Here is a 25,695-nt window from a genome sequence, read left to right on the forward strand (position 1 = left end):
CTGATGCTATCAGAGACGCAGGCGCCCGCCACGACTGCGTGCCGTCCCCAGGCCATGCGGCAGCAGGCTGGAGCGTGTGTGCGCATGGCAAATGGCAATGGCCAGGGCGTCGGACGCATCGATCTGCGGTTTTGAGGTGAGCTTGAGCATGTGCATGACCATCATCTGCACTTGCTCTTTGTTGGCGGCACCGGTGCCAACCACGGCCTGCTTGACCTGGGTCGCAGTGTATTCGGCGATTTCCATGCCCTCTTCGGCGCCGGCAACGATGGCGGCACCACGGGCCTGGCCCAGCTTCAGGGCGGAGTCCGCGTTCTTCGCCATAAACACCTTTTCGATGCCCATAGTGACCGGCCCGTACGTCTGGATCACTTCACGCACGCCGCGATAGACGATCTGCAGGCGCTCGGCCAGCTCGCCCGCACCCGTGCGGATGCAGCCCGAGGCGACGTAGACACAGCCGCGCGGGGTCTGTTGCACCACGCCAAAACCGGTGATGCGCGAACCGGGGTCGATACCTAGGATTAAAGTCATAACGCCTGCAGTTTTGTGGAAACACATAGATCCAATGTGGAAGCTGCTTTTGTGGCGAGGGAGCTTGCTCCCGCTCGACTGCGTAGCAGGCGCAGGTTTTTGGGGGCGCGTCGCACCCCAGCGGGAGCAAGCTCCCTCGCCACAAAAGCCCGCTTCCCCACTGGATTTCATCATGCTTAAGCGAGTTGTTCGGCTACTGACTCTGGGATGTCGGCGTTGGAATACACGTTCTGCACATCATCCAGGTCTTCAAGCATGTCCAGCATCTTCAGCACTTTCTGCGCGCCGTCCAGGTCCAGTTCGGCACTGGTGGTCGGCAGCATGACGATTTCTGCATCGGTGCCCTTGAAACCGGCGGCTTCCAACGCATTGCGCACGGCATAGAACCCGGCAAACGACGTGAATACATCAATGGAGCCGTCTTCATTGGTCACCACGTCGTCGGCATCGGCCTCCATTGCGGCTTCCATCAGTGCATCCTCATCCGTGCCCGGCGCGAAGGAGATCTGCCCCTTGCGCTCGAACAAGTAGGCCACCGAGCCATCAGTACCGAGGTTACCGCCGCACTTGCTGAACGCATGGCGCACGGCTGCCGCGGTGCGGTTACGGTTGTCGGTCATGCACTCGACCATCACCGCTACCCCACCCGGGCCGTAGCCTTCGTAGGTCAGTTCGACCATGTCGTCGGTGTCGGCGGCACCGGCGCCACGGGCCACGGCGCGATCAATGATGTCGCGGCTCATGTTGGCGCCAAGGGCCTTGTCCAGCGCCAGGCGCAGACGCGGGTTGGAGCCTGGGTCACCCCCACCTTGGCGCGCGGCGACGGTCAGTTCGCGGATCCACTTGGTGAAGATCTTGCCTTTCTTGGCATCCTGACGCTCTTTGCGGTGCTTGATGTTCGCCCACTTGGAATGGCCAGCCATAACACAACTCCGAAATTCTGTAGAAACCTTATCAATCCCGCCCCAGGCAGGACTTCTCTCTTTAAAACACAACCCTTGTAACGCAAAGGCGCATCCGAAGATGCGCCTTTTTAGACTGCGTAAACCTCAGTGCGCTTTCACGCAGCAGCCTTACTCAGCCTTCGGCGTCTCGCGCAGGCGGATGTGCAGCTCGCGCAGCGCCTTGGCATCCACCACACCCGGAGCCTGGGTCATGACGTCCGCAGCGCTCTGGGTTTTCGGGAAGGCAATCACTTCACGGATCGACTGGGCGCCGGTCATCAACATCACCAGGCGGTCCAGGCCGAACGCCAAGCCACCGTGCGGCGGCGCGCCGTACTTCAGGGCGTCGAGCAGGAAGCCGAACTTCTCTTCCTGCTCCGCTTCGTTGATGCCCAACAGGCGGAAGACCGCTTGCTGCATCTCTTTGCGGTGGATACGGATCGAACCGCCACCCAGCTCGGTGCCGTTAAGCACCATGTCGTAGGCGCGGGACAGGGCGCCGGCCGGGTTGGCTTCCAGCTCAGCCGGCGAGCACTTCGGCGCGGTGAACGGGTGGTGCAAGGCGCTGAAGCTGCCGTCGTCGTTCTCTTCGAACATCGGGAAGTCAACGACCCACATCGGGGCCCATTCGCAGGTCAGCAGGTTCAGGTCGTGACCCAGCTTGATCCGCAGCGCGCCCAAGGCTTCGCTGACGATCTTGGCCTTGTCGGCGCCGAAGAACACGATGTCACCGTCGACTGCACCGACGCGGTCGAGGATCGCGTTCAGGTTGTCCAGCGGAATGTTTTTCACGATCGGCGATTGCAGGCCGTCAACACCGTTGGCGCGCTCGTTGACCTTGATGTACGCCAGGCCCTTGGCACCGTAGATGCCGACGAACTTGGTGTAGTCGTCGATCTGCTTGCGCGGCATGCTCGCGCCGCCAGGCACGCGCAGGGCGGCGATGCGGCATTTCGGGTCGTTGGCCGGGCCGCTGAACACCTTGAAGTCGACGTCCTTGAGCTGGTCGGCCACGTCCACCAGTTCCAGCGGGTTACGCAGGTCTGGCTTATCGGAACCGTAGCGGCGCATGGCTTCTTCGAAGGTCATGTGCGGGAAGTCGCCGAATTCCAGGTCCAGCACTTCCTTGAACAGGTTGCGGATCATTTGTTCGGTGAGGCCCATGATCTCTTTTTCATCGAGGAAACTGGTCTCGATGTCGATCTGGGTGAATTCCGGCTGGCGGTCAGCGCGCAGGTCTTCATCGCGGAAGCACTTGGCGATCTGGTAGTAACGGTCGAAGCCGGCCACCATCAGCAATTGCTTGAACAGTTGCGGCGATTGCGGCAGGGCAAAGAAAGAACCGGCGTGGGTACGGCTAGGCACCAGGTAGTCACGCGCGCCTTCCGGGGTGGCCCGGGTCAGGATCGGGGTTTCGACATCCAGGAAGCCGTTCTCGTCGAGGAAACGACGGATGCTGGTGGTCATGCGCGAACGCAGGCGCAGCTTCTCGGCCATTTCCGGACGACGCAGGTCCAGGAAGCGATAGCGCAGGCGGGTTTCTTCGCCCACGTCGGAGTATTCGTTGAGTGGGAACGGCGGGGTTTCCGATTCGTTCAGCACTTCCAACTCGTAACCCAGCACTTCGATGCCGCCGGACGCCATGTTCTTGTTCACGGCACCCGCCGGACGCAGGCGAACCTTACCGGTGATCTTCACGACGTACTCGCTGCGCACGCGGTCAGCGGCGGCGAAGCTCTCGGCGCGGTCAGGGTCGAACACCACTTGGGCCAGACCATCACGATCACGGATATCGAGGAAGATCACCCCGCCGTGGTCGCGGCGACGGTGAACCCATCCGCAAAGGGTGATTTCCTGACCTTCCAGGGTCTCGTTCAGTTGGCCGCAATAATGGCTGCGCATCATGGTAGTGGTTTCACTTCTCGTAATTCGAAATTCGGTGGAGGCCTGCCTCGTCACCGTACATTAAAGCAGGGGACGGATAATGCAGGAGCCTGCGCGTAGAGTTCAACTCAGTCTGCTTTGTCGCCGCCGGCGAGGTTCTTCTTGGCGCCGGTCTTGAAGTCGGTCTCATACCAGCCGCTGCCGCTCAGGCGGAAGCCCGGCATGGACAACATCTTCTTGAGCTCCGGTGCCTGGCAGGCAGGGCAATCGACCAGCGGCGCGGCGCTGATCTTCTGAATGGCTTCCAACTGATGACCACAGGAAGCACATTGATAGTCGTACATGGGCATGGAGATGTCTCGGCGATCAGATCGTTACTGCGCCACGCCTGCCCTACGGGTTCCGCAGCATGCGTAGCAAAGCGCGGGATTATATCTGGTAAATCGAGGCAGCGCAGCCGGCTTTCTGCCGGAGCCTTGCCCATCTCAGCGTACGACCTTGTGGTGAGCGGGCTTGCCCCGCGCTGGGTGGCGAAGCCGCGCCAATGAAGCCACCCCAATAAGGACACCCGAGGTCCAGGATAGGCCTGGGTCGCCTGGTTTGGGGCCGCTACGCAGCCCAGCGCGGGGCAAGCCCGCTCACTACAAGGGCAGGTGCCGGTGCTCAATGCACTATTCCGGTGAACAGGACGGTTCAACACCCCCTTTCAAGGCGTGAACCACACAGACCACCCTGACCAACCCACTGAAGTTTTTCACACCGCCATAACGCAAGTGCACTTCCCGGTCGACATAGGACAGCAACGCACTGACTGAACAGGCGTTGATCCTGGCTATCTCCGTGAGGATATTCCAGTAGATCTGCTCCAATCGCAGGCACGTGGAAAACCCGTTGAGCCTTACCGACCGGGACAATGGCTTGGCCAGACCCATATCGAACCCTTTCGCAAAAGGGTCGATCTTTATCCTATGAAAACCACCGGTTTCCATCACTCCATTACCCACTCCGCGTGACATACACCTGACACTCCATTGCCAAACAGCAGCCCATGGGTTGTCCCATTGGGCGATGGCCTTATAAAACCGCAGGCAGAGGCAGGCAGCCAGAAGACGGGGAGTTGATAGACGTAGGACAACGCCAGGAAACGCGCGGAAACAAGCGAGCGGCGCCAGGAAGGCGCCACTCAGGGCAGGTGTTTACTGATTTTCGAGCAGGGAGCGCAGCATCCACGCGGTTTTCTCGTGAACCTGCATACGCTGGGTCAGCAGGTCGGCCGTCGGTTCATCGCTGACCTTGTCGAGCAGCGGGAAGATGCCACGTGCGGTGCGAGTGACCGCTTCCTGGCCTGCCACCAACTGCTTGATCATCTCTTCTGCGCTGGGCACGCCTTCTTCTTCCTTGATGGAAGACAGGCGGGCATAGATGGAATAGGCACCCGGTGCCGGGAAACCCAGGGCACGGATACGCTCGGCAATGGAGTCCACTGCCAGCGCCAGCTCGTTGTACTGCTCCTCGAACATCAAGTGCAGCGTACGGAACATGGGGCCCGTGACGTTCCAATGGAAGTTGTGGGTCTTCAGATACAGTACATAGGTATCGGAAAGCAGCCGTGAAAGCCCGTCGACGATGGATTTACGATCTTCTTCACTGATACCGATATCGATTGCCATGTTTATCCCCTTCAATTGACAAGCATTCATTGATCAGGTGCAGGACCACTCTAGCAAGAGTGCCGGTGATGCGCAGCCCGGCGCGGCAATTCGCCCCGGCGTGGCCGTTCAAACGGTGCGGCCGGGCCTCTGGCCCAAGTAGGAAATATCCCTGCAACCCGTTTGAAAAGCCTGCACGTGTCTAGGACAAGCGTTTGACACAGAAATGCCGTCATCCTTGCAACACCCCGAAATGCTTGATTTGAGTAGGCACAGCCTTTGCTGTTAAATAGGCGGCGTGTCGTCGCCGTTACTTTCTGCGGCAGCGGCATAGGCTGATACCCCGCGCACGTGCCCAACGCCTCCCATTGTTCAGAAGCGAACCGTGCCAGTCAGCTCTTCCTCGTGATCCGTCTTAAAGTGAGTTAATCAAAATGTTGAAAATCGTCCACCTGCTAACGGGCGTTGCAGCGTTGCTGCTGTCCTTTATACCGAGCTTGCAACAGGGAAGCCCTCCCTACCTGGAACAACACGACGCTCTGTACCTGGCCTTGTTCGGCCTTCTTAACCTGACGCTGGCACCGGTGATCCCTTACTGGAACAAAGGCACACGTCATCAACTGCAAAACCTGGTCAGCGCGCTGCTGGTACTGACCGTGGTCGTACAAACCCTCACCCTCCTGGCACCTATGCCTGAAGTCGGCGGCCACCCGGCCATCCTGCTCAGCCTGGTGATTGCTGTGGTCGCCATCGTTCTTCACCTGGCCATCAGCTTCTACCGTTCCTCCCCTGCGGCCTCGTCGCAAACCTACGACATGACCAATCGGGATACCGGTACCGTCAAGTGGTTCAACACCTCCAAAGGCTTCGGCTTTATTTCCCGTGATTCGGGCGACGACATTTTCGTCCACTTCCGGGCCATTCGCGGCGAAGGTCATCGCGTCCTGGTGGAAGGCCAGCGCGTGGAATTCTCCGTCATGAATCGCGACAAAGGCCTGCAGGCCGAAGACGTGATCGCTGCACTGCCGCGTCGCTGATACCCGCGTTCGCAGCATAAAAAAACCGCGATCCAGCTTGGCTGGGTCGCGGTTTTTTTATGCGCGCCTGTTAATAATGAGGCGGCGGCGCTTCTTCTTCGGAGGTTTCGAATTGGCCGCCCATTTCTTCCTGGCGTTTAAGTAGCGCGGTCATCTGCAATTGCAGGCGCTCGACAGCACGCTGCTGGGTGACGAGGATGTCATTGAGGGTCTCGATGGTGTCGTCCTGGAAGGCCAGGCGGCTTTCCAGGTCGGTGACGCGGTCTTGCAGATCCATGATTCAACCCTGGGTAAAGATGAAGTCGGCGGGCAACAACTCGCGCAGACGGCCGCGGATGGCTGCCACTTGCGCATCGGTGTAAGGCTGCGCCGGATGTTTGCCCCATACCGGCGCCGGCCAGGCGGCATCGTCACGCTTGCGCACGATCACATGCACGTGCAGCTGGCTGACCACATTGCCCAGGGCGCCGATGTTCATTTTGTCGGCGCAGAAACCGTCATTCAGCGACTGGGCCAGGGCCGTCGTCTCTTGCCACAACCGCTGCTGATCGGCGACATCCAGCTGAAACACTTCGCTGATAGCGTTGATACGCGGCACCAGAATGAACCAAGGGTAGTTCGAGTCATTGGACAGCAGCAGGCGGCACAGGGGGAAATCCCCCATGACCAGCGTGTCTTGTTGAAGGCGTTGATCTAAAGCGAACACCGCAGGCACTCCGTTCGGCAGGTCAGGTTCAAGGCCCCCAGCATACCTGCGAATCGCCCACGCTTCACGCCAGCGCCTGCGCGCATGAACATGGCGCAATGAAAAAAAGTGCACCATTTAGAGACAGGCGAATATTTCGACTACGCTCAATGACCAATCCTGCTGCGATTGGCCAAACACTGATCAAAAGATTATGGCGAGACCCGCGACACAGAGGCCTCAAGAAACAAGGCATTGAGCCATCACCGCAATCAAGCGATATCTGGGGGCCTGCACCAAAATGACCCATTTATGCCTCAAAGAGATCCGCCGTCTACCCACCGACTGGGGTGAATGGGTAACGTTTTCTCCAGATTCAGGATGTGCGCACCTCTACACCGATGCGGAGCATGGGCGTCCGGGCCAAACCAATCGGCGTAAAAACCCCGTGCTTATGCGGTTTTCACGGAGCGACGACGTTTTTCACGAAAAAATGACATTCGGTTTGCGGTTTGGGCACGCTTGCTGCATTCATCCTCTTATCGTCGGCAACGGCACCAGAAGGGAATCAGGTGTTTCGCGATGAAAACAACAGCGGTTCAATGCGCGCCAAGGACGATTTCAAACTTTTAAAGTCACGTTTTTTACGCTCTTTTAACGGTTTAGAAACAGTATTGAAGTTGTCAGTCTCGTTACAGTGAGGCTGTGAATTTGCGACATGGATATAGCAATCTACGACAAGCTCGTAAAGAAGCTGAAAGGAAAGTTGGGCAAGTATCGCCAATATTGTCAGCGTGATATAACTTTGCGCCGACACAAAAAGAAAGAGCCGCCCAGACAAAAATACAGGTGGGACGGCAGTACTCTTCCTAAAACCAAAGGAGCAAATCACGATGCGCGTGATGAAGTGGAGCATGATCGCCCTGGCTGTTTCAGCAGGCACCTCGCAGTTCGCAATGGCGTCCGCCCAGGACGATTCCAAGGGCTTTATCGAAGACAGTACCGCCAGCATTCTGACGCGTGCCTTGTACTTCAGCCGTGACCGCCGTAACCAAGGTGCGGAGCAAAGCCGTATCGAAGAAACCGGTCTGGGCTTCCACGGTCTCTTCAGCTCGGGCTACACCCAAGGCACCATCGGTGTCGGTGTCGATGTCATCGGCCTGCTGGGCGTTAAACTCGACAGCGGCAAGGGCCGCGCCGGTACCGGTCTGTTCCCAGAGGGTTCCGACGGCCGTTCGCAGGACGACTATTCCAAAGCAGGCGCTGCCGTGAAGTTCCGTATTTCCAATACGGTCCTCAAGGTCGGTGATCAATACACTACCGCTCCAGTGTTCGCCTCCGATGACAGCCGCTTGCTGCCGGAACTGCCGCAAGGCGTTTCCATCACCAGCAACGAAATCAAAGACCTGAAACTGGAAGCCGGTCACTTCACCTCGATCGTTGCCCAGGATCAAACCTACCGCGACAGTATCGGCAGCTCCGAACCAGGCTCGAAACGTGGCCTGCGTGACGCCAACTTCGTGGGCGGCGTTTACAGCTGGACGCCAGAGATCACCACCAGCCTCTACTACTCCAAAGTGGAAGACTACTGGAAGAAGCTCTACGCCAACGTGAACTGGACCCACGCACTTAGCGATGACCAATCCGTGGCTGTCGACTTCAACATCTACGACACCAAGAGCGACGGCGCCGGCCTGGTACGTGCTGACAAAGACAGCACGACCAAACTCGACAACCGTGCGTTCAGCTTGCAAGGTGCGTACACCATTGGCGCTCACACCTTCACCCTGGCGGCGCAGAAAGTCAGCGGCGACGGCCAATACGGTTATGGCGTAGACGGCGGCGGCACGATTTTCCTGGCCAACTCCATCGCTCGTTCCGACTTCAACGCTGAAGACGAGAAGTCCTACCAGGCTCGCTATGACCTGAACATGGCAACCTTTGGCATTCCGGGCCTGAGCTTCATGACTCGTTATGTGAAAGGTACCGGCGCCAACACCTCTACCACTAACAACGGTAAAGAGTGGGAACGCGATATCGAAGCCAAATACGTGATCCAGAGCGGCCCAGCCAAAGACCTGAGCTTGCGCGTACGTCAAGCGACCTATCGCTCGTCTGATCAGGTTTACTCGGGTTCTCTCGACGAACTGCGTCTGATCGCGCAATACCCGCTGAACATCTTGTAATTGACGGTTTGATTACAACGATGACTTGAGGCCTCGGCCTTAAATAAAAAGCCGCTCCTTTGTTTAACAAGGGAGCGGCTTTTTTATGGCTGTATTGTTTCAGCGGAAAAATAACTAGCAAGCTAACTAACGAGATTAACCTGTGCACCTTGAACCTGACCTAACGGCCAAGTTCAAGACTATGACTTCCCATTACTTGGCGACTGTTTCCTGCATCACACGAATAACCCGCTGCGGAAATGGAATATCAATCCCCGCCTCTTTTAAACGATCACGTGCAAGTTCGTTCAGCATAAACACCACGTCCCAATAATCCGACGTCTTGGTCCAGCAACGCAGGGATACGGTGATCGAACTGTCGCCCAAGGTCGACACCACCGCCACAGCGGCCGGGTCTGCCAACACACGCGGGTCTTTCGACAGTTCCAGCAACACCTCACGGGCTTTCTGCAGGTCGGCCTCGTAGTCCACACCCACGTCGAACACCACCTTGCGAGTCGGCTGGCGGTTGGTGTTGGTGATGATGCCGTTGGACAGGATGCCGTTCGGTACGATCACGGTCTTGTTGTCGCCGGTACGCAGCACGGTGTGGAAGATCTGGATGCTATCGACGGTACCCGAAGTGCCCTGGGCTTCGATCCAGTCACCAAGGCGGAACGGGCGGAACAACAGAATCAGCACGCCACCGGCGAAGTTCGCCAGGCTGCCTTGCAATGCCATGCCGATGGCGAGGGTGGCGGCACCGATCGCCGCAATGAAAGAGGTGGTTGCCACACCGATCATCGAAGCCACGTTGACCACCAGCATGATCTTGAGCGCAATGTTCGCAAGCCTGGTAATGAAATGTTGCAGCGCCATGTCGGCATTACGCAGTGCAAGCAAGCGCCCTACCCGGTGGGTCAACACGTTGATCAGCCACCAACCGATGACCAGGGTGACCATGGCCAGCAAAAACCGGCTGCCGTATTCCATGATCATCGGGAGCCACGATTCTGAGGTCTTGATCAGGTGATCCATTTCAGCGTTCAAATCCATCTACATTCTCCTGTTTACCGGATGTTCGGTGTATTGAGTGGCCATAAATGCAATTGAGCCCCGTAGGGCTCAATCGTGGGAGCAGGTGCTGGGGCGTGGGACGTCGAAAACGACCCCAGGTTCCCCAAAGTGCCATCAGTCGCGGAAGTTATTGAACTGCAGCGGCATGTCGAACGTCTTGGCGCGCAATGCCGCAATGGCCTCTTGCAGGTCGTCACGTTTCTTGCCCGTGATACGCACCTGCTCACCCTGGATGGCAGCCTGGACTTTGAGCTTGGCATCCTTGACGTGGGCAACGATCTTCTTCGCCAGCTCCTTGTCGATACCTTCCTTGAGCACGGCTTCCTGCTTCATCAGCTTGCCGGAGGCGTAGGCGTCCTTGATTTCAAGGCACTGCGCGTCGATCTTGCGCTTGACCAGCGACAGCTTGAGGATCTCGATCATCGCTTCCAGCTGGAAATCGGCTTCAGCGGTCAGGTTGACGGTCAGTTCCTTTTCCTTGAATTCGAAGCTGCCCTTGCCTTTCAAGTCATAGCGACGGTCCAGTTCCTTGACGGCGTTCTCGACGGCGTTGGTGACTTCGTGTTTGTCCAGTTCGGATACCACGTCGAACGAAGGCATGTCATTTCTCCAATATAAGGGGCGGGCTCAGTAGAGATGGAGCGCGCCCGAGCTAAAATGCCGGGGCATTATAGCGGTTCTTTCGCCCCATTCACTGTGAGCGACCCCACGGAGCACAAACTGATGTCGACCACCTGGCATATTCTCGGCGCCGGCAGCCTGGGCACACTCTGGGCCACGCGCCTGGCGCGCGCGGGCGTCCCTGTCAGGTTGATCCTGCGTGATGAGGCGCGTCTGGCCAACTACCAGACTACCCAGGGTCTGACCTTGGTAGAGCACGGTGTAGCACAGACCTACCCGGTGATCGCAGAAACGCCTGACAGCCCGGAGCCGATTCATCGCCTGCTGGTGGCGTGCAAGGCCTACGACGCCCAAAGCGCCGTCGCACAGTTGCAACGACGACTGGCGCCCGACGCGGAACTGATCCTGCTGCAGAACGGCCTCGGCAGCCAGGATGCGGTCGCTGCACAAATGCCCCAGGCCCGTTGCATCTTTGCCTCCAGCACCGAGGGCGCGTTTCGCGACGGCGACTGGCGCGTGGTGTTTGCCGGCCATGGCTACACCTGGCTGGGGGACGCGAGCCACCCTACCCCGCCACTCTGGCTGGATGACTTGCAGGCGGCTGGCATTCCCCACGATTGGAGCGCCGATATCCTCACGCGGTTGTGGCGCAAGCTGGCGCTCAACTGCGCCATCAACCCACTGACCGTGCTGTATCAGTGCCGTAATGGCGAGCTGCAAGCCCATCACTGCGAAGTCGCCACCCTGTGCGCTGAACTCGGTGAACTGCTGGAATGCTGCGGCCAGCCCGCCGCCGCGCTGGATCTGCAGCGCGAAGTGGAACGGGTGATCCTGGCCACGGCGGCCAATTACTCTTCCATGTACCAGGACGTGGCCGCCGGCCGCCGCACCGAAATCAGCTACCTATTGGGCTATGCTTGCCAGGCGGCCGCCCGTCATCAGCTGAACCTGCCGCATTTAAACCAGCTGCAAGTACGCTTGGTCGAGCAGCTGCTCGCACGCGGATTGCCCCGCGACTGAGCCACGCGCTACCCTGCCCGCCTGTCTATCACCTGGGAAAACCCTGATGCCGCTGCGCCAGCGTCTTGAAAACCTACCCGTCGGGCAGAAATTGCTGGCCGCCCTGCTGGTGCTGTTGACCACTGTATTGCTAGTGGCCAACCTGACCTTTATCAGCGCCGCCTACTGGATCTCCCAGGAAAGCATGGCCCCCCAGGCCTTGCAGGCCATTGGTCGCCTGGTGTCCAACCCCGCGCTCGCCGCCGAGGCCCTCGAATCACCCGCCAAGGCTGACGCCCTGCTCAATGAGCTGACCAGCTATTCACCCTTGCGCGCTGCCGCCCTTTACGACGGCGAAGGCAACCGCCTGGCGCAGATGCAACACGGTGACCGCCTGCACCTGCCCGACAACTACCGGCATATCGAAGCGTGGCGCGTGACCGAGTTTCGCAGCAACCAGGTCATCACCCTGCCCCGTGCGGGCCAGCCGTCCGGTCATCTGCTGCTGGTGGCCAGCAGCGAGCTGCCGGTGGCGTTCTACACCGGCACGCTGACCGCCAGCCTGGGCATCCTGATTTTCAGCGTGTTGCTGTGGCTGATCATCGCCCGCCAGATCAAACGCCTGATCACCCGGCCGATCCATGAACTGGAAGAGCTGTCGCGCCAAGTCACCCGTGAAGAGAACTACGCCCTGCGCGCCGGTCGTGGCAACCACGATGAAATCGGCAGCCTGGCAGAAGCCTTCAACACCATGCTGTCGCGCATCGAAGCCCGCGAGCAGCAGCTCAAGCGTGCACGTGACGACTCCCAGGCCGCCTACGATCAGGCCCAAGGCTTGGCCGAAGAGACACGCCACACCAACCGCAAGCTGGAACTGGAAGTCCAAGTCCGCAGCAAGATCGAGAAAAAACTCACCGGCTTCCAGAATTACCTGAACAGCATCATCGACTCGATGCCCTCGGCACTGATCGCCCTGGATGAACAGCTCTACGTCACACAGTGGAACCAAGAGGCCAGCGCGCTTTCCGGCACGCGACTGGATGAAGCCCTGAACCAGCCGATCTACCTCGCCTTCCTGCCACTCAAGCCGTATCTGCCGCAGATCAGGGCGGCGGTCGAGCAACACACCGTGGAGCGCATCGAACGTGTCACGTGGTTCAAGGACGATGAACCCAAGCATTACGCCCTGACGTTCTACCCACTGATGGGCGGTGCCGGGCGGGGCGTGGTGATCCGTATCGATGACATCACTCAACGGCTGTCCCTGGAAGAAATGATGGTGCAGTCGGAGAAGATGCTCTCCGTGGGTGGCTTGGCCGCCGGCATGGCCCATGAGATCAACAACCCGCTGGGGGCAATCCTGCATAACGTGCAGAACATCCGCCGCCGGTTGTCTCCCGACCTGCCCAAGAACCTGGAACACGCCGAACAGGCGGGCATCGAGCTGGAAACCGTCAACCGCTACCTGCAAAGTCGTGAAGTGCCGCAACTGCTCGATGGTATCCAGCAGGCCGGGGCACGGGCGGCGAAGATCGTCACCCATATGCTCAGCTTCAGCCGCCGCAGCAACCGGCAGATGGCACCGTGCGACTTACCGGCGCTGATCGACCAGGCGGTGGAAATCGCCGGCAACGACTTCGACCTGGCCATCGGCTTTGACTTCAAGGGCCAGGCGATCATCCGTCAATTCGACCCGCAGCTGGGCCCGGTACCCGGCACCGCCAACGAACTGGAACAGGTGCTGCTCAACCTGCTTAAAAACGCCGCCCAGGCCATCCACCTGCGCGAAGACGACAGCGAGCCGGGGCGCATTATCCTGCGCACCCGCCTCAACCCACCGTGGGCGGAGATCCAGGTGGAAGACAATGGCATCGGCATGAGCGAGAACGTGCGCAAACGTACATTCGAGCCCTTCTTCACCACCAAGGAAATCGGCCAGGGCACCGGGCTTGGGCTCTCGGTGTCGTATTTCATCATCACCAATAACCACAAGGGCCAGATGGAAGTGCACTCCACCCTAGGCCAAGGCACTTGCTTTACCTTGCGCTTGCCTCTGGCCGGCAGCCAACTGCCGCCTTACGAACTTACCCAACTGGAGCAATGACCATGGGCTTTCGCCTGTCGAAAATCTACACGCGCACCGGCGACAAGGGCGAAACCGGCCTGGGCGACGGCCGCCGCGTGCCCAAGGACCACCCACGTGTGGAAGCCATTGGCGAAGTGGATACGCTGAACAGTCAGCTCGGCCTGCTGCTGGCCTATCTCGAAGCACTCGGCGGACAGCATCCGGGTTTGCAGGACGTGATCGAGGTACTCACTCCTTGCCAGCATCGATTGTTCGATCTGGGCGGCGAGCTGGCGATGCCAGAGTACAAAGCCTTGAATGCGGCGGAAGTGGATCGGCTGGAAGCGGCGATTGACCGCTGGAATGAAGAAGTGGGGCCGCTGGAGAACTTCATCCTGCCGGGTGGCTCGGCGCTGATCGCCCAGGCCCATGTGTGCCGTAGCCTGGCGCGCAGTGCGGAGCGTCGGTGTCAGCAGTTGAATGCGCTGGAGCCGCTGGAAGGCGTGGGGTTGGCGTATATCAATCGGTTGTCGGATTTACTCTTTGTGGCCGCCAGGGTTATCGCCAAGCGCCAGGGTGTAGCCGAAGTGTTGTGGCAGGCAGCAGCGAAGCCCCACTAACCCAATAAAAACGCCAAACCTGTAGTGAGCGGGCTTGCCCCGCGCTGGGCTGCAAAGCAGCCCCAACAAGGCCGCCGCGTAGGCTCAGACACAACACGCCGTCTGGTTTTGGGGCTGCTTCGCAGCCCAGCGCGGGGCAAGCCCGCTCACTACATGTCCGCGTTAAGTTTGCGGCCAGAACGCGCGAATGCCCGCCACACCTTGAGCGCCAGCTTCCCAAGCCTGTTCCCGCTCGGCAGGTCCTACCCCGCCCAACAGAAACACCGGCTTGCTGAACCCACGGATCAACTCCGCCGCCTGCGCCCACCCCAACAGCTGCGCGTCAGGATGGGTCTGAGTCGGCTGCACCGGCGACAGCGTGACAAAATCCACGTCCATCATTTGCGCCAACGCCAGCTCTTCAGCGTTGTGGCACGAAGCCGCCAGCCAGCGATCCTTCGGCAGTGGGCGGCCCTTACTCGCGTATTTACGCAGTTGCGCCGCCGTCATGTGCCAGCCGGCTGCAGGAAAGTCCCCCAACCATTCAAACGGCCCCTTGAGCATGAGTTGGGCCTTGCCCGCGCACAGGCCCACCGCGTCGACCGCGAGGTCGCGGTATTTGGGGTCGTAGCCGTTGGGCGCGCGCAGCTGCACCAGCTTGATGCCACCCGCGATGGCTTTCTGGATGCCACGCAACAACGCCGGGGTTTCCAGCTCGCCTGGCGTGATCAGGTACTCGGCAGGCAAGCGCGCCGCCGCAACGATCGGTGCATTGGCCGCCGGAAACTCATAGTTGATCAGGTCCCGAGGGGCGACCCACTCCAGCGGTTGTCCTTCGACACCCTGCGGTTCGCCGGTAAACGCCGAAACCTCCCAGACATCCAGCAACACCTGCTTGTCCGGGTAGTCATGCTGCACCTTGATCAGCGGCCGCGCGGTGGTGACCTGGATACCCAGCTCTTCCTGCAGTTCGCGGGACAGTGCGCTGGCGACCGATTCATCGGCCTCCACCTTGCCACCGGGAAACTCCCAGAGACCGCCCTGGTGCTGGGTATCGGCGCGGCGCGCCAGCAGAATCCTGCCGTCAACACCGCGGATCACCGCTGCTGCTACATGCACTCGTTTCACCGCGATTTTCCTCTTGTCTGTCAGGTACGGTATTCCGCGTTGATCTTCACGTACTCGTGGGACAGGTCGGTGGTCCAGATGGTTTCGCTGCACTCGCCGCGACCCAGCTCGATGCGGATGGTGATTTCTTCCTGCTGCATCACCGCCGAGCCCTGAGCTTCGGTGTAGGTCTCAGCACGGGCGCCACGGCTGGCGATACACACGTCACCGAGGAACACATCGATCTTGCTCACGTCCAAGTCCGGCACGCCGGCACGGCCGACGGCTGCCAGGATACGGCCCCAGTTCGGGTCAGAGGCGAACAGCGCAGTCTTGATCAGCGGCGAGTGAGCCACGGTGTAACCCACGTCCAGGCATTCCTGATGGTTGCCGCCACCGTTCACTTCAACCGTCACAAATTTGGTCGCGCCCTCGCCGTCACGCACGATGGCCTGGGCCACGTCCATGCACACTTCGAACACGGCCTGCTTCAACGCCGCGAACAGCGGGCCGCTGGAGGAGGTAATTTCCGGCAGGTTGGCCTGGCCGGTGGCGATCAGCATGCAGCAGTCGTTGGTCGAGGTGTCGCCATCGATGGTGATGCGGTTGAACGACTTGTTGGCGCCGTCCAGGATCAGGCTGTGCAGCACATCGCGGGAGACTTTGGCGTCGGTGGCGATGTAACCGAGCATGGTGGCCATGTTCGGGCGGATCATGCCCGCGCCCTTGCTGATGCCGGTGACCGTGACGGTCACGCCATCGTGCACGAACTGGCGGCTCGCGCCTTTTGGCAGGGTGTCGGTCGTCATGATGCCGGTGGCGGCGGCGGCCCAGTTATCCACAGACAGGTCGTCCAGCGCGGCTTGCAGTGCGCCTTCGATTTTTTCCACCGGCAGCGGCTCACCGATCACACCGGTGGAGTACGGCAGCACTTGGCTAGCGTCGACGCCGGTCAACTGGGCCAGCTTGGCGCAGGTGCGCGCCGCGGCCACCAGGCCCGGCTCGCCGGTGCCGGCGTTGGCATTGCCGGTGTTGGTCAGCAGGTAACGGATCGTGCCGGCCACGCGTTGCTTGGCCAGGATCACCGGCGCGGCGCAGAACGCGTTGAGGGTGAACACACCGGCGACGGTCGAGCCTTCGGCACAGCGCATCACCACCACATCCTTGCGCCCCGGGCGTTTGATGCCGGCCGAAGCGATACCGAGTTCAAAACCGGCAACCGGGTGCAACGTGGGCAAAGGACCAAGACCAACAGCCATGAATGCGCTCCTTAAAAATAGGTGATGTCTGTGCCGTCATGAACGACGGTGAAATTAATGGCAAAACGCCGCGACGGCAGAGGCCGGTCGCGGCGCGGGGTGTTACAGCGTCAGGCGGAAATCTTATTCGATCTGGCCGTGGCAGTGCTTGAACTTCTTGCCCGAACCGCAATAGCACAGCTCGTTACGGCCCAGCTTCTGATCGTTGCGAACCGGGGTTTGAGCCAGGGCCACATCGATCTCTTCGCCCAATACTTCAGGGGCGTCCAGACCCGGGGCTTCATCGTGCTGGAACTGCATGCGCGCAGCCAGTGCCTCGGCTTCCTGGCGCAGGCGGGCTTCTTCCTCGATCGGGTCTTCGCGACGCACCTGAACGTGGGACAGCACGCGAATCGAATCGCGCTTGATCGAATCCAGCAGTTCGGAGAACAGCGTGAACGACTCGCGCTTGTACTCCTGCTTCGGGTTCTTCTGGGCGTAGCCACGCAGGTGGATGCCGTGACGCAGGTGATCCATGGTCGACAGGTGGTCTTTCCACAGGTCGTCCAGCACGCGCAGTACGATTTGCTTCTCGAAGGTGCGCAGTGCTTCGGCACTCGCCTGCTCTTCTTTCTCGTTGTACGCCGCCAGCAGCTCGGTCATGAGCTTCTCGCGCAGGGTCTCTTCGTAGAGGTGATCGTCCTCGTCCAGCCACTGCTGAACCGGCAACTCGACACCGAAGTCGTTCTTCAGCGCGGCTTCCAGGCCGGCAACATCCCACTGCTCAGGCAGGGACTGTGGCGGAATGTGTGCGCTGACGGTGGCGTTGAGCACGTCCTGGCGGAAATCGGCGATGGTTTCGCCAATGTTGTCGGCGGCCAGCAACGTGTTACGCATGTGATAGATCACTTTACGCTGTTCGTTGTTGACGTCATCGAACTCGAGCAGTTGCTTACGGATGTCGAAGTTGCGGCCTTCAACCTTGCGCTGCGCCTTCTCGATGGCGTTGGTCACCATGCGGTGCTCGATCGCTTCACCGGACTGCATCCCCAGGGCCTTCATGAAGTTCTTCACGCGGTCCGAGGCGAAAATGCGCATCAGGCTGTCTTCCAGCGACAGGTAGAAGCGGCTGGAACCGGCGTCACCCTGACGACCGGCACGACCCCGCAGCTGGTTGTCGATACGGCGCGATTCGTGACGCTCGGAAGCGATCACCTGCAGGCCACCGGATTCCAGCACGGCCTGGTGGCGTTTCTGCCAATCAGCCTTGATCTGGGCGATCTGCTCAGGCGTCGGGTTGTCCAGGGAGGCCACTTCCACTTCCCAGTTGCCGCCCAGCAGGATGTCGGTACCACGACCGGCCATGTTGGTCGCGATGGTCAGTGCGCCTGGGCGACCGGCCTGGGCGATGATTTCGGCTTCTTTTTCGTGGAACTTGGCGTTGAGGACCTTGTGCTCGATGCCTTCCTTATTGAGCAGGTTGGACACGTGCTCGGACGTTTCGATAGTGGCGGTACCTACCAGGATCGGACGCCCCTGGGCCATGCCGTCCTTGATGTCGTTGATGATCGCCGCGTATTTCTCTTCGGCGGTCAGGAACACCAGGTCGTTGAAGTCTTTACGCGCCAGCGGTTTGTTCGGTGGGATAACCACGACCGACAGACCGTAGATCTGGTGGAATTCGAACGCTTCGGTGTCGGCCGTACCGGTCATGCCGGACAGTTTGTTGTACAGACGGAAGTAGTTCTGGAAGGTGGTGGAGGCCAACGTCTGGCTTTCAGCCTGGATGTTGAGCACTTCCTTGGCTTCGATGGCCTGGTGCAGGCCTTCGGACAAGCGACGACCCGGCATGGTACGGCCGGTGTGTTCGTCAACCAGCACCACCTGCCCGTCCTGCACGATGTACTCGACGTTGCGATGGAACAGCTTGTGCGCACGCAGGCCGGCATACACGTGGGTCAGCAGGCCCAGGTTGTGGGCCGAGTACAGGCTTTCGCCTTCAGCCAGCAGGCCGATCTGGGTCAGCATGTCTTCGACGAACTGGTGACCGGCTTCGTTGAGTTCGACCTGGCGGGTCTTCTCGTCGATGGTGAAGTGACCTTCTTTGGTCACCACGCCTTCCACTTCCTCGATGTGCTGCTCAAGACGCGGGATCAACTTGTTGATCTCGGTGTACAGGCGCGAACTGTCTTCGGCCTGGCCGGAGATGATCAGCGGGGTACGGGCTTCGTCGATGAGGATGGAGTCGACTTCGTCGATCACGGCAAAGTTGAGTTCGCGCTGGAATTTTTCTTCCATGCTGAACGCCATGTTGTCGCGCAGGTAGTCGAAACCGAATTCGTTGTTGGTACCGTAGGTGATGTCGGCAGCGTAGGCCGCGCGCTTCTCTTCCGGCGGCTGGAACGGCGTTACCACGCCGACGGTCAGGCCGAGGAATTCATACAGCGGGCGCATCCAGTTGGCATCCCGGCGAGCCAGGTAGTCGTTCACCGTCACAACGTGCACGCCCTTGCCGGACAGTGCGTTGAGGTAAACACCCAAGGTTGCTACCAGGGTCTTGCCTTCACCGGTACGCATTTCGGCAATCATGCCTTCATGCAAGGTCATGCCGCCGATCAACTGGACGTCGAAGTGGCGCATGCCCATGACACGCTTACCGGCTTCACGGGCGACCGCAAAGGCTTCGGGAAGCAGCTTGTCGAGGGTCTCACCTTTAGCTATGCGGGCCTTGAACTCTTCGGTCTTGGCGCGCAATTGCTCGTCCGAAAGGGCAACCATCTGCTCTTCGAAGGCATTGACCAGCTGCACCGTCTTGAGCATGCGTTTGACTTCGCGCTCATTCTTGCTTCCAAAAAGTTTCTTTAACAAAGGCGCAAACATATCGGCAGGTTCTTCCACACATAGGGATGGAGGGCGCACCGTCAGTGGCCCGAGCAGCCCTCACGGCCGCATGCGAACGCGCATTCTACCCGGAATCGTGGGTGAGGAAAGTGGCGTTATTCCCTGATGCTGGCATGAGGCGGTGAGAGGGCTTGTTTAAAATAAGGGCTTTTGCTGGAACTTCAACCCATGGAGGGCAGAAGTTACCAATTGATTTCACGAACAAAACCCAGAAAGGCATGGCCTGGGGGCGTAGAGGTGCTTTCTGCTAAGATGGCCGCTCTGTTACTTTAGGTGTCCAATAATGGCATTTCGCCCCCTGACAGCCCGCGCTCCTGCCGTGTTGCTTCGCGATGCCAAGCCGTTGAAAGCCATCTTTGGCCATGCGCAACGCTTGGGCCATCTGCAACGCCTGCTCGAAAGCCAGCTGCAACCGGCTGCGCGCGAACATTGCCGCGTAGCGTCCTGGCGCGAAGGCAACCTGCTGCTAATTGTCACAGATGGCCACTGGGCAACGCGTTTGCGCTATCAGCAAAAACGCCTGCAACGTCAATTGATGGCGTTTGATGAATTTGCGGGCCTGACCCGGGTCCAGTTCAAAGTACAACCGCCCACTACGCTGCCGGCGGTGGCCGAGCATACTCACGATCTATCGACGAATGCGGCCGAAACCATTCAGGCAACGGCCGAGGGCATCAGCAACCCAGGCTTGCGCGCGGCGCTTGAAAGGCTCGCCGCCCACGCCAAACCCAAGCCCTGACGCGCTATTTGCGCTTGCTACCGCCCAACAGCGACCCCAACAAACCCCGCACCAGTTGCCGCCCCATCTGGTTGGCGGCTTGTTGCATCGCTGACTTCAGGGCCTTGCCGGCCGTGGTGCCCAGAAACGCTCCCGCCTTGTCGGTGAAACTCGGCTCGTCGCTGGCCGACTTGGCGTCCTCGGTCGGCCCCAGTTCCTTGCGTGACATCAGCACTTCATAGGCAGATTCACGATCGATCGGCTTGTCATAACGCCCTTGCAACGGTGAACGGGCCACCAACGCGGCGCGTTCGGCGTCGCTGAGCGGCCCGATCCGCGATTGCGGCGGTGCGACCAATACCCGCTGCACGACTTCCGGCGTGCCCTTTTCCTGCAAAGTGCCCACCAAGGCCTCACCCGTGCCCAATTCGGTCAATACCGACAACGCATCAAATGCCGGGTTTGGTCGAAAACCCTCAGCCACGGCGCGCAGGGATTTTTGCTCTTTGGTGGTGAACGCCCGCAGGCCATGCTGGATACGCAGGCCGAGTTGGGCCAGTACGCTGTCCGGCAGGTCGCCGGGCGATTGGGTGACAAAATACACACCCACGCCTTTGGAACGAATCAGCCGCACTACCTGTTCGAGACGATCCTGCAACGCCTTGGGCGTGTCGGCGAACAGCAAATGCGCCTCATCGAAAAACAGCGCCAGCAGCGGTTTGTCGGCGTCACCGCGCTCGGGCAGTTGCTCGAACAACTCCGCCAACAACCACAGCAGGAACGTCGCGTACACCTTGGGTGCCTCGTGCACCAGGCGGCTGGCGTCCAACAGATGAATGCGCCCGCGCCCGTCACCGGTGGGCTGCAAGATATCTTCCAACTGCAAGGCCGGTTCGCCGAACAACGCTTCGGCGCCCTGCTGTTCCAGCACCGCCAGGCGGCGCAACAGTGCCTGGCTGGAACCGGTGGTCATCAGTGCCGCGTCTTCCCCCAACAACTCCGGGTGATAGCGCAGGTGGTTGAGCAGTGCCTTGAGGTCCTTGAGGTCCAGCAGCAACAGGCCTTCGCGATCCGCCACCTTGAACGCAGCATAAAGGGCCGACTGCTGGCTGTCGGTGAGTTCCAGCAGGCTGCCGAGCAACAACGGGCCCATTTCGCTGATGGTGGTGCGCAGTGGATGACCGGATTGCCCGTGAATATCCCACAGCGTGACCGGATAAGCCTTGGCGGTGTAATTGAGGAACGGCATGCCGGCGATACGTTCGGCAACCTTGCCTTGAGGGTTCGCCGCAGCACCCAGGCCGCACAGGTCACCCTTGATGTCCGCGGCAAACACCGCCACGCCCGCATCACTGAAGGCCTCTGCCAGGCGTTGCAACGTGACGGTCTTGCCCGTGCCGGTGGCGCCGGCGATCAACCCGTGACGGTTGGCCAGGCGCATGGCCTGGGCGATGGGCTGGCCGGAAAGGTCTGCACCGATAAGGAGTTGCGTGGAGTCAGGCATTTCGTCACCCATGGTTAATCTTTAGTGTCGCCAGGTCGATACAGGCTTATGTGAGACCCACAAAGTCCAAAAAAAGGTCAGGTAGTTCCTACAGGGACCCACAGAACTATCACAAGAAGTATCACACCTTTTTTGACGCTGCCATTTTGCGCATCCCATAAGGACGCGCTTCGGATATTAAGACCTTAGCGGACCCTACAAGCCATGAATAAAAATCTGCGCTTCAGCCATAAAATCCTGCTTGCAGCCTCCCTTATCGTCATCGCCGCATTCGCGCTGTTTACCCTCTATAACGACTACCTGCAACGCAACGCCATTCGCGACGACCTCAACAACTACCTGCATGAAATGGGTGATGTCACCGCCAGCAACATTCAAACCTGGCTGACAGGGCGCATTGCTCTGGTGGAAAACGCCGCGCAAAACATCGCCATCAACCCCGAGCCTTCCGTGGTTGCCGGCCTGCTGGAACAGAAAGCGCTGACCTCTGCCTTCATGGCGACCTACGTCGGCGACAGCAAAGGCGCCTTTACCATCCGCCCTGATACCAAAATGCCAGACGGCTTCGACCCGCGCGTCCGCCCCTGGTACAAGGGCGCCCAGAGCAGCAACGGCTCAACCCTGACAGAACCTTATATCGATGCCGCCACCGGCAAACTGATCATTTCCGTTGCCACTCCCAGCACCCAAGGTACCCAGAGCATCGGCGTGGTCGGTGGCGACCTGAGCCTGCAAACCCTGGTGGATAACATTGGCGCGCTGAATTTCGGCGGCATGGGCTATGCGTTCCTGGTCAGTGCCGATGGCAAAGTATTGGTACACCCGGACAAAAACCTGGTGATGAAGACCCTGGCCGACGTGTATCCAAAAAACACCCCGAAGATCAGCCCGGACTTCAGCGAAGTCGAGGCCAACGGCAAGGACACTATCGTGACCTTTATACCGATCAAGGGCCTGCCTTCCGTGAACTGGTACCTCGGTATTGCGGTGGATAAAGACAAATCCTTCGCCATGCTCAGCGAATTCCGCACTTCGGCGGTCATCGCCACGCTCATTGCCGTGGTGATCATCATCGCCCTGCTCGGCATGCTGATCCGCATCCTGTTGCAACCACTGCATGTGATGACCCGCGCCATGCAGGACATCGCCGACGGCGAAGGCGACCTGACCCGACGCCTGACGATCCAGAATCACGATGAATTCGGCACGCTGGGTAACGCCTTCAACCGCTTCGTGGAGCGGATTCATACGTCGATCCGCGAAGTATCCTCGGCCACTGAACAGGTCAATGAGGTGGCACTGCGCGTGGTCAGTGCCTCCAACTCGTCGATGGTCAACTCCGACGAGCAGGCCAACCGCACCAGCAGCGTCGCCGCTGCCATCAACGAATTGGGGGCTGCGGCCCAGGAAATCGCGCGCAATGCCGCGCAAGCCTCCCATCAAGCCAGCGATGCACGGCATCTGGCTGAAGACGGCCAGCACGTGGTCGAGCGCAATATCCAGGCGATGAACCAGCTGTCAGCGATGATCAGTGCTTCCAGCAGCAACATCGAAGCACTCAATAGCAAAACCGTGAACATCGGACAGATTCTTGAGGTGATCACCAGTATTTCCCAACAAACCAACCTGCTGGCGCTGAACGCAGCCATTGAAGCGGCTCGCGCAGGCGAAGCCGGACGTGGGTTTGCGGTGGTCGCGGACGAAGTGCGCAACTTGGCGCATCGCACTCAGGAATCAGCGCAACAAGTGCAAAAGATGATCGAGGAATTGCAAGTCGGTGCCCGGGAGTCGGTCAGCACCATGAGTGAAAGCCAGCGTCACAGCCTCGACAGTGTGGACATCGCCAACCTGGCCGGTGAACGCCTGAACAGTGTGACCCAGCGCATCGGCGAGATCGATGGCATGAACCAGTCAGTCGCCACCGCCACTGAAGAGCAAACCTCGGTGGTGGAGTCGATCAACATGGACATCACCGAGATCAACACCCTTAATCAAGAAGGCGTGGAAAACCTGCAGTCCACGCTGCGCGCCTGTGCCGACCTCGAGCAACAGGCCGCGCGATTGAAGCAATTGGTCGGTAGCTTCCGAATCTGATCCTGGCGGGCAGTTACTCGCCCTCGGGCTCGGGTTTACGCTGCTCCCGCTCCCACAATTGGGCGGCACCGGGAAAATCGGTGCCGTCCTCACTGTCCAGGTCATCCGGATCAAATCGACTCAAACACCCCTCGCCCACCGTCGCCGGGGCTTTTGATGTGGCTTTGTCCAGCGGATCACTCATTGCTCACTCCTCAACGGCACGCAAAGAAAAAGGGCCTGGGACGATTTAACGCCCAGGCCCTTCATTCTTCAATCACAACAGGTCGGTCAGAACACCACCGTCTTGTTGCCGTGCACCAGCACGCGGTCTTCCAAGTGGTAACGCAGGCCACGGGCCAGCACCATCTTCTCGACGTCACGGCCGAAACGCACCATGTCTTCAATGCTGTCGCTGTGGCTGACACGCACCACGTCCTGCTCGATGATCGGGCCGGCGTCCAGCTCCTCGGTGACGTAGTGGCACGTCGCGCCGATCAGCTTCACGCCACGCAGGGAAGCCTGATGGTAAGGCTTGGCGCCCACGAACGACGGCAGGAAGCTGTGGTGAATGTTGATCACCTTGCCGGCGTATTCGCGGCACAGCTCCGGCGGCAGGATTTGCATGTAGCGCGCAAGCACCACGACATCGGCGTCGTGCTGCTTGACCAAGCGGGAGACTTCGGCGAAGGCCGGCTCCTTGTCCTGCGGGTTGACCGGCACGTGGTAATACGGGATGCCATGCCACTCAACCATGCTGCGCAGGTCGTCGTGGTTGGAAATCACGCAAGCGATCTCGCAGTCCAGTTCATCACTGTGCCAGCGGTGCAGCAAGTCAGCCAGGCAGTGGGATTCGCGACTAGCCATCAACACCACGCGTTTTTTCTGCTCGGTGTCGGTGATGTGCCAGGTCATCGAAAACTCTTCGGCGATCGGCGCAAATGCCTCGCGGAAGGCCTCAAGGCCGAAGGGCAGCGTATCGGCACGGATCTCATGACGCATGAAGAACCAACCACTGAGATTGTCCGAGTGATGACTCGCCTCGGTGATCCAACCGTTGTGGGACGCCAGAAAGTTACTGACTTTGGCAACGATGCCGACCCGGTCCGGGCAAGCAATCACCAGCCGAAAAGTGCGCATTAGGGGGAAACTCCAGAACTTCGCAAAGGCCGCCATTCTAGCGATTGCGCAGGAAAACTGCAGTATCCGTTAACGCTTATTCTGATCACCGGCCCACGCCTTGACCCTTAAGACGCTAAGGTTTTACCACCTTTATATGAATCTATTTTGCCACCCTACGGTTGTTCCGCGCATTTCAGGAGAATTGTCTTTAGGTCTACGCCCTTGTAATTAACTCGAATGCATAGCATTGCTACAAACATTTAAAGTAATTCAGAGAAATGCGACCTTAAATGTTTACTTGGGCATACCGCCTGACTATTATTGGGCCACTATCCCTGTCAATCAGCGCTCTACATAAGGTAGTCCACATGTCTCTGATCAACGAATACCGTGCCACCGAAGAAGCTATCAAAGAGCTGCAAGCCCGTTTGAAGAACCTGTCCCAAGACGACAAACTGCAAACCGAGCTGGAATTCGAAGGCAAACTGCGCACCCTGATGGGTGAATACTCCAAATCCCTGCGTGACATCATCGCGCTGCTGGATCCAGAGTCGAAAGTTAAAGCACCGCGCGGCGCTGTGAAAACTACCGGCACCAAGCGTGCTCGCAAGGTCAAACAATACAAGAACCCACACAACGGCGAAGTGATTGAAACCAAAGGTGGCAACCACAAAACGCTGAAAGAGTGGAAAGCCAAGTGGGGCGGTGACGTGGTTGAAGGTTGGGCTACCCTGCTGGGCTAAGCCTCGCCAGGCTCGCGCCTGATACGCGAC

The 25,695-nt window shown here is 59.4% G+C and carries 24 protein-coding genes and 1 pseudogene; 9 read left to right on the forward strand and 16 right to left on the reverse strand.

What is annotated here, in order from left to right; translation table 11 throughout:
* Positions 1-9: 9 nt before the first annotated feature.
* The 6 genes from ruvC to QCBJ_RS18930 form a co-directional block, all read right to left on the reverse strand.
* Positions 10-534, reverse strand: a complete 525-nt coding sequence (ruvC, locus tag QCBJ_RS18905; protein ID WP_016975450.1) for a crossover junction endodeoxyribonuclease RuvC — start codon at positions 532-534, stop codon at positions 10-12.
* A gap of 176 nt (positions 535-710) precedes the next feature.
* Positions 711-1,457: a YebC/PmpR family DNA-binding transcriptional regulator gene (locus tag QCBJ_RS18910; RefSeq protein ID WP_015885613.1), complete on the reverse strand. Its 747-nt coding sequence runs from the start codon at positions 1,455-1,457 to the stop codon at positions 711-713.
* A 150-nt stretch (positions 1,458-1,607) separates the two neighbouring features.
* On the reverse strand, positions 1,608-3,383 hold the full coding sequence (gene aspS, locus QCBJ_RS18915) for an aspartate--tRNA ligase (RefSeq protein WP_015885614.1): 1,776 nt from the start codon (positions 3,381-3,383) through the stop codon (positions 1,608-1,610).
* A 107-nt stretch (positions 3,384-3,490) separates the two neighbouring features.
* Positions 3,491-3,712: an FmdB family zinc ribbon protein gene (locus QCBJ_RS18920; RefSeq protein ID WP_003193872.1), complete on the reverse strand. Its 222-nt coding sequence runs from the start codon at positions 3,710-3,712 to the stop codon at positions 3,491-3,493.
* Between the two features lie 321 nt (positions 3,713-4,033).
* Positions 4,034-4,378: a ribbon-helix-helix domain-containing protein gene (locus QCBJ_RS18925; protein ID WP_015885615.1), complete on the reverse strand. Its 345-nt coding sequence runs from the start codon at positions 4,376-4,378 to the stop codon at positions 4,034-4,036.
* 180 nt (positions 4,379-4,558) lie between these two features.
* Entirely contained in the window at positions 4,559-5,032 is a 474-nt protein-coding gene (locus QCBJ_RS18930; RefSeq protein ID WP_003193874.1) for a Dps family protein, read from the reverse strand.
* A 413-nt stretch (positions 5,033-5,445) separates the two neighbouring features.
* On the opposite strand from QCBJ_RS18930, the gene QCBJ_RS30560 reads away from it, so the two are divergent.
* Entirely contained in the window at positions 5,446-6,048 is a 603-nt protein-coding gene (locus QCBJ_RS30560; protein ID WP_025854767.1) for a cold-shock protein, read from the forward strand.
* Positions 6,049-6,118: 70 nt separating this feature from the next.
* On the opposite strand, the gene QCBJ_RS18940 is transcribed toward QCBJ_RS30560, so the two are convergent.
* Both QCBJ_RS18940 and QCBJ_RS18945 read right to left on the reverse strand, forming a co-directional pair.
* The gene (locus QCBJ_RS18940; protein ID WP_015885618.1) at positions 6,119-6,325 is read right to left on the reverse strand and encodes a SlyX family protein; all 207 of its coding nucleotides are present in this window, start codon (positions 6,323-6,325) and stop codon (positions 6,119-6,121) included.
* A 3-nt stretch (positions 6,326-6,328) separates the two neighbouring features.
* The gene (locus QCBJ_RS18945; RefSeq protein WP_093543426.1) at positions 6,329-6,754 is read right to left on the reverse strand and encodes an HIT domain-containing protein; all 426 of its coding nucleotides are present in this window, start codon (positions 6,752-6,754) and stop codon (positions 6,329-6,331) included.
* 872 nt (positions 6,755-7,626) lie between these two features.
* Here QCBJ_RS18945 and QCBJ_RS18950 point away from each other — a divergent pair.
* Complete coding sequence (locus tag QCBJ_RS18950; protein ID WP_015885620.1) at positions 7,627-8,919, forward strand: OprD family porin; 1,293 nt, start codon at positions 7,627-7,629, stop codon at positions 8,917-8,919.
* Positions 8,920-9,111: 192 nt separating this feature from the next.
* Here the strand turns inward: QCBJ_RS18950 and QCBJ_RS18955 are convergent, their stop codons facing one another.
* Together QCBJ_RS18955 and QCBJ_RS18960 are read right to left on the reverse strand one after the other, a co-directional pair.
* Complete coding sequence (locus tag QCBJ_RS18955) at positions 9,112-9,954, reverse strand: mechanosensitive ion channel family protein (RefSeq protein WP_015885621.1); 843 nt, start codon at positions 9,952-9,954, stop codon at positions 9,112-9,114.
* Positions 9,955-10,089: 135 nt separating this feature from the next.
* The gene (locus QCBJ_RS18960) at positions 10,090-10,575 is read right to left on the reverse strand and encodes a YajQ family cyclic di-GMP-binding protein (RefSeq protein WP_003209785.1); all 486 of its coding nucleotides are present in this window, start codon (positions 10,573-10,575) and stop codon (positions 10,090-10,092) included.
* Positions 10,576-10,698: 123 nt separating this feature from the next.
* Here QCBJ_RS18960 and QCBJ_RS18965 point away from each other — a divergent pair, with 123 nt between their 5' ends.
* The 3 genes from QCBJ_RS18965 to QCBJ_RS18975 are packed head-to-tail and all read left to right on the forward strand — an operon-like array spanning position 10,699 to position 14,280.
* Entirely contained in the window at positions 10,699-11,616 is a 918-nt protein-coding gene (locus QCBJ_RS18965; RefSeq protein ID WP_102061324.1) for a putative 2-dehydropantoate 2-reductase, read from the forward strand.
* Between the two features lie 46 nt (positions 11,617-11,662).
* Positions 11,663-13,699, forward strand: a complete 2,037-nt coding sequence (locus QCBJ_RS18970) for an ATP-binding protein (protein WP_015885623.1) — start codon at positions 11,663-11,665, stop codon at positions 13,697-13,699.
* Between the two features lie 2 nt (positions 13,700-13,701).
* Positions 13,702-14,280: a cob(I)yrinic acid a,c-diamide adenosyltransferase gene (locus tag QCBJ_RS18975; RefSeq protein ID WP_015885624.1), complete on the forward strand. Its 579-nt coding sequence runs from the start codon at positions 13,702-13,704 to the stop codon at positions 14,278-14,280.
* A gap of 162 nt (positions 14,281-14,442) precedes the next feature.
* On the opposite strand, the gene QCBJ_RS18980 is transcribed toward QCBJ_RS18975, so the two are convergent.
* The 3 genes from QCBJ_RS18980 to secA form a co-directional block, all read right to left on the reverse strand.
* On the reverse strand, positions 14,443-15,387 hold the full coding sequence (locus QCBJ_RS18980) for a Nudix family hydrolase (RefSeq protein WP_102061325.1): 945 nt from the start codon (positions 15,385-15,387) through the stop codon (positions 14,443-14,445).
* 20 nt (positions 15,388-15,407) lie between these two features.
* Positions 15,408-16,625: a bifunctional glutamate N-acetyltransferase/amino-acid acetyltransferase ArgJ gene (argJ, locus tag QCBJ_RS18985; RefSeq protein ID WP_015885626.1), complete on the reverse strand. Its 1,218-nt coding sequence runs from the start codon at positions 16,623-16,625 to the stop codon at positions 15,408-15,410.
* A gap of 123 nt (positions 16,626-16,748) precedes the next feature.
* Positions 16,749-19,484 carry a preprotein translocase subunit SecA gene (secA, locus tag QCBJ_RS18990; protein ID WP_043205822.1) on the reverse strand — a complete coding sequence of 912 codons (2,736 nt, stop codon included), beginning with the start codon at positions 19,482-19,484 and terminating at the stop codon, positions 16,749-16,751.
* Between the two features lie 304 nt (positions 19,485-19,788).
* Between secA and QCBJ_RS18995 the strand changes: the two genes are divergently transcribed.
* Complete coding sequence (locus tag QCBJ_RS18995) at positions 19,789-20,244, forward strand: DUF721 domain-containing protein (protein WP_015885628.1); 456 nt, start codon at positions 19,789-19,791, stop codon at positions 20,242-20,244.
* 4 nt (positions 20,245-20,248) lie between these two features.
* Here QCBJ_RS18995 and QCBJ_RS19000 read toward each other — a convergent pair whose 3' ends face one another.
* Positions 20,249-21,727 carry a helicase HerA-like domain-containing protein gene (locus QCBJ_RS19000; protein WP_015885629.1) on the reverse strand — a complete coding sequence of 493 codons (1,479 nt, stop codon included), beginning with the start codon at positions 21,725-21,727 and terminating at the stop codon, positions 20,249-20,251.
* A 204-nt stretch (positions 21,728-21,931) separates the two neighbouring features.
* Between QCBJ_RS19000 and QCBJ_RS30765 the strand changes: the two are divergent.
* Both QCBJ_RS30765 and QCBJ_RS30770 read left to right on the forward strand, forming a co-directional pair.
* Positions 21,932-22,963, forward strand: a pseudogene (locus tag QCBJ_RS30765) (cache domain-containing protein); the annotation flags it as partial.
* 93 nt (positions 22,964-23,056) lie between these two features.
* Positions 23,057-23,821 carry a methyl-accepting chemotaxis protein gene (locus QCBJ_RS30770; protein WP_370636119.1) on the forward strand — a complete coding sequence of 255 codons (765 nt, stop codon included), beginning with the start codon at positions 23,057-23,059 and terminating at the stop codon, positions 23,819-23,821.
* Between the two features lie 13 nt (positions 23,822-23,834).
* Here QCBJ_RS30770 and QCBJ_RS30225 read toward each other — a convergent pair whose 3' ends face one another.
* Both QCBJ_RS30225 and purU read right to left on the reverse strand, forming a co-directional pair.
* Positions 23,835-24,005 (reverse strand): hypothetical protein, encoded by a 171-nt coding sequence (locus QCBJ_RS30225; RefSeq protein WP_015885631.1) that lies wholly within the window; start codon positions 24,003-24,005, stop codon positions 23,835-23,837.
* An 86-nt stretch (positions 24,006-24,091) separates the two neighbouring features.
* Entirely contained in the window at positions 24,092-24,940 is an 849-nt protein-coding gene (gene purU / locus QCBJ_RS19010; protein WP_102061326.1) for a formyltetrahydrofolate deformylase, read from the reverse strand.
* 350 nt (positions 24,941-25,290) lie between these two features.
* On the opposite strand from purU, the gene mvaT reads away from it, so the two are divergent.
* On the forward strand, positions 25,291-25,665 hold the full coding sequence (gene mvaT / locus QCBJ_RS19015; protein WP_005790963.1) for a histone-like nucleoid-structuring protein MvaT: 375 nt from the start codon (positions 25,291-25,293) through the stop codon (positions 25,663-25,665).
* Positions 25,666-25,695: the final 30 nt, after the last annotated feature.

The organism is Pseudomonas sp. QC2 (genome assembly GCF_002859085.1).
GTDB lineage: Bacteria > Pseudomonadota > Gammaproteobacteria > Pseudomonadales > Pseudomonadaceae > Aquipseudomonas > Aquipseudomonas petroselini.